At 30.2% G+C, this 6,111-nt stretch carries 8 protein-coding genes; 3 read left to right on the top strand and 5 right to left on the bottom strand.

Annotated elements, in window-relative coordinates:
- The 3 genes from Q0C58_RS08840 to Q0C58_RS08830 form a co-directional block, all read left to right on the top strand.
- Positions 1–955 (top strand): formimidoylglutamase (locus tag Q0C58_RS08840; RefSeq protein ID WP_290700218.1); only part of this gene is annotated, 955 nt, incomplete at its 5' end.
- Positions 956–957: 2 nt separating this feature from the next.
- Entirely contained in the window at positions 958–1,251 is a 294-nt protein-coding gene (locus Q0C58_RS08835) for a hypothetical protein (RefSeq protein WP_290700215.1), read from the top strand.
- A 1-nt stretch (position 1,252) separates the two neighbouring features.
- Entirely contained in the window at positions 1,253–1,735 is a 483-nt protein-coding gene (locus tag Q0C58_RS08830; RefSeq protein ID WP_290700213.1) for a GNAT family N-acetyltransferase, read from the top strand.
- A 53-nt stretch (positions 1,736–1,788) separates the two neighbouring features.
- Here the strand turns inward: Q0C58_RS08830 and Q0C58_RS08825 are convergent, their stop codons facing one another.
- The 5 genes from Q0C58_RS08825 to Q0C58_RS08805 form a co-directional block, all read right to left on the bottom strand.
- Complete coding sequence (locus tag Q0C58_RS08825) at positions 1,789–1,962, bottom strand: hypothetical protein (protein WP_290700210.1); 174 nt, start codon at positions 1,960–1,962, stop codon at positions 1,789–1,791.
- 14 nt (positions 1,963–1,976) lie between these two features.
- Entirely contained in the window at positions 1,977–2,456 is a 480-nt protein-coding gene (locus Q0C58_RS08820) for a hypothetical protein (RefSeq protein WP_290700207.1), read from the bottom strand.
- Positions 2,457–2,465: 9 nt separating this feature from the next.
- A complete protein-coding gene (locus Q0C58_RS08815; protein WP_290700220.1) occupies positions 2,466–4,223 on the bottom strand; it encodes a hypothetical protein in 1,758 nt (585 codons plus the stop codon).
- An 84-nt stretch (positions 4,224–4,307) separates the two neighbouring features.
- Entirely contained in the window at positions 4,308–4,835 is a 528-nt protein-coding gene (locus Q0C58_RS08810) for a hypothetical protein (protein WP_290700204.1), read from the bottom strand.
- Between the two features lie 40 nt (positions 4,836–4,875).
- Positions 4,876–6,111, bottom strand: a 1,236-nt coding sequence (locus Q0C58_RS08805) for a DUF6638 family protein (RefSeq protein WP_290700202.1), incomplete at its 5' end; no start/stop codon positions are given.

Below are 6,111 nucleotides of genomic sequence, written 5' to 3'. Positions count from 1 at the left end.
TAAATTGGGAGAGCAAATAATTATATTACCATCAATTACAAACATATACGATGACTTAAAAAATTTAGACGTCAAGTATGTACTAATTGGTTTACCTGAAGACGTTGGTGTTTTTGCAAATAACGGAAAATCAGGCACTAACAAGGCTTGGAATGCTACACTTAAAGTTTTGTTAAATACGCAAAACAATCATTTTAATCGCGCTGAGCAACTATGTGTTTTAGGTCATTTAGATTTTTTCGAAGAGCAAAATCAGCTTTCTAAATGGAATCAAAACAATATAAAACATGTAAAAAAGGCTAGAGCATTAGTTGCCGAAATAGATAAAGAAGTAAGCAACCTTGTTTTTAATATTGTTAAAGCAGGTAAAATTCCAATTATTATTGGTGGCGGACACAACAACGCTTATGGCAATATTAAAGGCACATCACTTGCTTTAAATAAAAAGGTAAACGTTGTAAATTTTGATGCACATACAGACTTTAGAGCACTCGAAGGCAGACATAGTGGTAATGGTTTTAGTTACGCTTTCGCGGAAGGATTCTTGAATCGTTATTTTATCTTCGGAATACATAAAAACTATACATCACAAGCTATTTTTGACGAAACACTAAATGCAGACAATACTATTAAATACAATACATTTGAAGCTATTGAGGTAGAAAAAACCACGAAATTTAAACCAGAAATGAAAGATGCTTTAAAATTCGTCTCTAAAGACAGTTTTGGTATTGAAATAGATTGTGATGCTATTGCTAATATTCCAAGTAGTGCACAAACACCTTCAGGTTTTTCGGTAAATCAAGCACGACAATTTGTACATTTTTTTGGCGGTAATCCATCTGCAAAATACCTTCATATTTGCGAAGCTGCACCAACAAAAAAAACGACCACTCAAGTAGGGAAACTAATTACTTATTTAATAACAGATTTTATAAGAGCAAATAGTAACTAATTATGGAATGTAGACTTAAATTAGAAAAAAACAGACTTATTGCTACTCTTGTAGTATTCCTATATTTCTGTTTTATCCTTTTAGTATATTATTTCAAGTTAGAGTTTCAATTTATTAGAATTATAGGAGAGCTACTAACAATTCCTGCGCTTTTAGGACTTGTTGCGTTTCCTATTTGGGCATTTATTGATAGTTATAGAAAGAAAAACCAAAAGCAATCTACCTATATTTTAACTTTGCTTATTTCTTTAATAACAATGGCAATGTTATTAATAGCTAATTCTTATTCTAGTTAAAATGCCTTTAGAAATTATTCCTTTTAAGAACAAGTACTCGCAAGATTTTTACAACCTAAATACAGAGTGGTTAAAAACCTTTTTCTACGTAGAACCTTTTGATGAAGAAGTGCTAAGCAATCCTGAAAAATATATTACAAAAAAAGGTGGTTATATTTTTTTTGCAGAATTAAATAACCAAATAGTTGGTACGTATGCATTAATGCCTTTACCTAAGCAAAATGCTTTCGAACTAACAAAAATGGCAGTTTCTCCAGACTATCGTGGACAAAAAATTGGACAGAAACTTTTAGAACATTGTATCACTTTTGCAAAAACCGAAGCGTTTAACAGACTACTACTCTATTCTAGTACAAAACTTGAAAACGCCATCTATTTATATAGAAAATTTGGTTTTATAGAAATTGAAGTTGAAGATAATTGTCCTTATAAACGTTGTGATATAAAAATGGAGTATTTAAAATTACAAGACTTAATAAATTAGTCGTCATTGCGAAGAGCTTTATAATGACGTGGCAATCTCTTGAAATTTTAATATTAATCTTCTGTTTTATTTTGAGATCGAATAGTTAAAACCATAGCTACAATTAGTAAAACGCTAGACAGCATACTCATCCAGAAACTTTTATCAAAAGCTTCTGTAGTTACTGTAATTGCTACCATTAGTATAACACTGGCTACTATTAATATTACAGGTAATTTGTTTTTCATATTATAATTATTTATTAATTTATTTTTTCTAACTTAAATAGTAAATATCCGCTTTTAGAGGCTTTATATTTAATTAAATCTCCTATTTTAATAATAGTTAAAGCATCCGTTATATCATCTACACAATAGATTGTTTGTAATCTCATTTCATCTTCTAGTTGAACATACTGATTCCTTGTATCTACTCTTCTTACTTTTGATTCATTTTCAATTTGTTTAAGATTAATTAAATCTCTTTTTAAATTAATTGTGAATTTATCATATACATAAAAAAAAGCTATGATTGAGCTTACTATTAATGTAAGAGATGATAACGAAAATAGTATTGCTTTAATCTCAAATCCAATAAAAAAGAAAATCATAAAAGTAATTGGAATAAAAATTAAAATAAACCGAAATCCATCTTTGAGTTTACTCTTCTTCAAAAACTCTTTTTGTTTCAATTCTTTTTTAAGTTGATTAATTTCACTTTTCGAAAGACTTCTTGTTTTCATAATTAAATTCTACAAAGCTTTCAAAGAATCCAACTCACGTTTTAAGCGCTTAATTTCATCTGTTTTTTTAAGTTTTTTTATAGAATCTACTTGACGTTGTAATTCTTCTATCGATAATTCTTCAGTTTCTTCAATCACTTCATTATCAAAAGGATTTATTATTACACTGTTAAGATCGTCTCCAACAACATCAATAATTTTAGTGTCTTCATTTAAAAAATTAACTTCTCCTTCGCTAGAACGCCAAGCTTCGTTTAACTGGTTATATATTTCTTGATCCCAAGTACTTGGATGTTTAACATCTATCCAAACTACATCGCGATACTCACTATCAATCAATGCTAAATCTGGTGTTGCAGAACCATCAAAATTACCTGTTCCTTCGCTAACAGATGCTACAGTACCTAAAAAGAATAAGCGTCTTCTTCCTGCAATATCTTTTATATATGGTCTAAATTCTACTGCTTTATTTACTGTCCAATCGTATTCTTTTTTAGATTCGCGCACTTTTGAAGGCATAGCAGAAATACCTGCATAACCTTGTTTTTTTTCAGCATGATTATAATAAAACAACTGCTGTGTTCCATCTGCTGGAATAAAAATACTGTAGGTTAAACTTGAACGCTCCTCTCCTACTGGTTCTAAACCAAACCAATGGTATAAACCATTATATGTTGAAATTTGCGTGCCATCAAAATTAAAGTCTGTTACAAATGGTAATTGATTTTGGTCTGCTTCTAAATCTGGAATTTTAACAGCAGTTTTCATATTCCAAGGTAAAGGATCGCTAAAACCACCTAAAAACTTTAAAGATTCTGCTTGTAATCTTGATACTTTTTCTGCTAAGGTATTTTGCTTGGTAAGAAATGGATAATTTTTTGTTTCATCTGCAGCAACAAACTCTCCTTTTCCAATAGTAATACGCTCTATATAATCGTTTGCATCGTGCTCTCCATTTTCAATAATCATAACACCACCAAAAGTTGGGTAAGGAAAAAAGAAACCTTTCCATTTTATTAAACTTACTACTTCTACCCATTGTCCTGTATCATTTTTCATGTAAAACGTATCGCTTGGCTCATAATTTACAAGCATCCACGGATTAAAACGTTGCACAACCGCATTGTAAGTATTTCTACTAAATTTTAAAGATTCACCAATGGCAAAGGTTACCGGAATTCTATTTTCGTTAGAAAAGCGCGGAAATGGTGTTGTACTTGATACCGAAAATACTTCTTCGGTATTATCCTTCATACCTTGCCAGTAGTATTTTTCGGTTGGCTGGATTGCCATAGTCCATTTGTTTTCTTCATCTACTCGCACTAAATGTGGTAGCGATACATCTTTAGTTTCACCAACACTTTCGTTACCCATAGAATGGATGTTTTTTAAAGGCTGAATGCGTTCGTTTTGAGTTAATGGTAGCTTACTAATTTCGACACGATTTAAATCGTTAAACACATTATACGTTTTCATATAATCGTATAATTCCATTTTCCATCCAACAAAATATAAAGCGCCAAAAAACACAGCTAATATGGCTAGTGTAAAAATACGTTTTCCTGTTGACGCTTGATTTCTAAAGCTTCTTAAACCAAAGAACAATATTATACCACAAAGTAATATTATAAAAATAAATTTTCTAACAAACAGTAAAGCTGGTTGGTAATCGTCACGCATAAAGAATAATAATGCAATTATTATTAAACTAAAAATGATGACTATTCGCTTTTGTTTTCCGCCTTTATTCCAGTAGTTTTTTATCATATCTGTCATTCCTGCGAAGACAGGAATCTATTTTTTAAGATTATCTTTTTTTGGGATTCCAACTTTCGCAGGAATGACAAGCTTTTATAAATGTCCTTTATCCTTCAACCTCTGTCTTGCACTCTTTTTAGGTGCTTCAGGTTCTGCTTTTATTTCTTTTTTAGCTTCAGCTACAACTTTATTATCCTTCGCTTCTAAATCCTTTATAAAATCTTTTCCTTTTTCAACAGTATCTTTTACTGCATCTACTAAAGAATCTCCTTTTTCGTCTATAACTTCAGAAGATTTAAAGACGAAGTTTGCTAAATACGTTCCTACCAAAGCTCCAAAAAGACTTGGTGCTATAATTTTAATTAATCCCATATCAAATGGAATTAAAAATTGAATAATTATAATTGCTAGTAAATACAAAGCGCCTAAATAAACCAATCGCATTAAAAGTGACTGTTGGTATAAGAATCCTTTTTTACTTCCAGGTTTCATTTGTAACTCCTTTGAATAGAACAACTTGTTAAAAAACTTATATATTTTATTACTCTTAGATTCTCTCCAATAGAGTAATATTCCAAATAAAATGGAGCCAATAAATGTAATTATTTCTATTGTTAGCATAGTCTTTGTGTTTGGTTGTTAGTCTATTAGTATGTAAACGCTATATATTGTTACTAATTTCTTGTATTACCCATTCCTTTAATGAATCCTCTAAAGTATCATACGTTTTGTAAAATTGCTCTTTATCGTACCAATATAAAAATAAAACATCTTTAGCCGAAACGTTAATTAAAAGCTTCCAAATTAAATCTTGATGCTTTGGATCTAACGATGAGTGTGGTTTATGTAAAGCCTCAAAAAACTTTAAATCTACAATATCTGCTATTTTAAATTCGTTACTTACTTCTAACTTCTCAAGATAACGTTCTACACTCATTACTCGTTTTCTATCGTCTATAGATAATTTATTTAAGTAACTCTTAATTAAAACTTTATCGTTTAAAACATCTCTTATTGAATGTTGTGGATTCTTTATAGTTTCAGCAAATACAAACTTTTTAATACGATCGTAACGCTCAGTTTTTACTTCAATATCAAGATCACATTCTATAATAATATGATCTCGCAGTTTATCCATTAACTCTGGTTGCGAAATGTGATATATCAACACATCGTGTGTAGAATCTTTAATCGCTTCTTTATGCCATTTTTTATCTTCGAAAACAACAATCGTTTTTATAAAATCTCTAAGTATGTAAACACCTCCAAATGCTTTAGTGTAAAAGGAATTGGTTGTAAATTGAAGTTCATGTAAATCTAAATCACGAGCTCTTAAATCACCATACTTTTTAGCAGATTCTAATAATTCTGCATGAATAGTTTCATCTATAAAATTATTGCCTTGTTTGAATTTGTGCACTAACGCTAACTGCTCTTTTTTAACGTTGTCTAAATTATCTATTAAATGAAAATTAATATTTACATCTTTATACTTTAAAACATCTAAAGGCTCATAAAAAGCATCAATATTTTGGTCGAAATCTAAACAAATAGCACTATCACGAGTGATATTATTAATTTTAGCCTCGTGCGTTCTATAAACATACTGCATCATTTCACGGTCGAAAGTATGAAATGGAACATATACTGGTTTACCTTTCTGCAAAGGTGAAATTATAATGGCATGCATATTTGCTTCTCCATTATTTAAGTAATGAATTGTCTTTTTCTCTTCTGCAATTTCTGGACTCCAACCTTTTCCATCAATAGAAAAAGCTGTTAATTTTGTTGGTGTAAACCCAAGTTTCACCAAACACTTATTATAACGTTCTACTAGCTTTCCACTTATAGGAATAAGCTCGCTTCTGTATAGGTTTGCTTGTTTTAGTTTTTGCAT

The organism is Lacinutrix sp. (assembly GCF_023299985.1).
In the GTDB taxonomy this organism is placed as follows: Bacteria; Bacteroidota; Bacteroidia; order Flavobacteriales; family Flavobacteriaceae; genus Lacinutrix.
The sequence above is the reverse complement of the archived record's forward strand: the minus strand, read 5'-3'. Positions and strand labels throughout refer to the sequence as shown.

What these genes read in the sequence shown, in the direction of transcription:
- Q0C58_RS08835 (WP_290700215.1), top strand. Translation starts at nt 958, where the DNA reads ATGGAATGTAGACTTAAATTAGAAAAAAACAGACTTATTGCTACTCTT.
- Q0C58_RS08830 (WP_290700213.1), top strand. Translation starts at nt 1,253, where the DNA reads ATGCCTTTAGAAATTATTCCTTTTAAGAACAAGTACTCGCAAGATTTT.
- Q0C58_RS08825 (WP_290700210.1), bottom strand. Translation starts at nt 1,962, where the DNA reads ATGAAAAACAAATTACCTGTAATATTAATAGTAGCCAGTGTTATACTA.
- Q0C58_RS08820 (WP_290700207.1), bottom strand. Translation starts at nt 2,456, where the DNA reads ATGAAAACAAGAAGTCTTTCGAAAAGTGAAATTAATCAACTTAAAAAA.
- Q0C58_RS08815 (WP_290700220.1), bottom strand. Translation starts at nt 4,223, where the DNA reads ATGATAAAAAACTACTGGAATAAAGGCGGAAAACAAAAGCGAATAGTC.
- Q0C58_RS08810 (WP_290700204.1), bottom strand. Translation starts at nt 4,835, where the DNA reads ATGCTAACAATAGAAATAATTACATTTATTGGCTCCATTTTATTTGGA.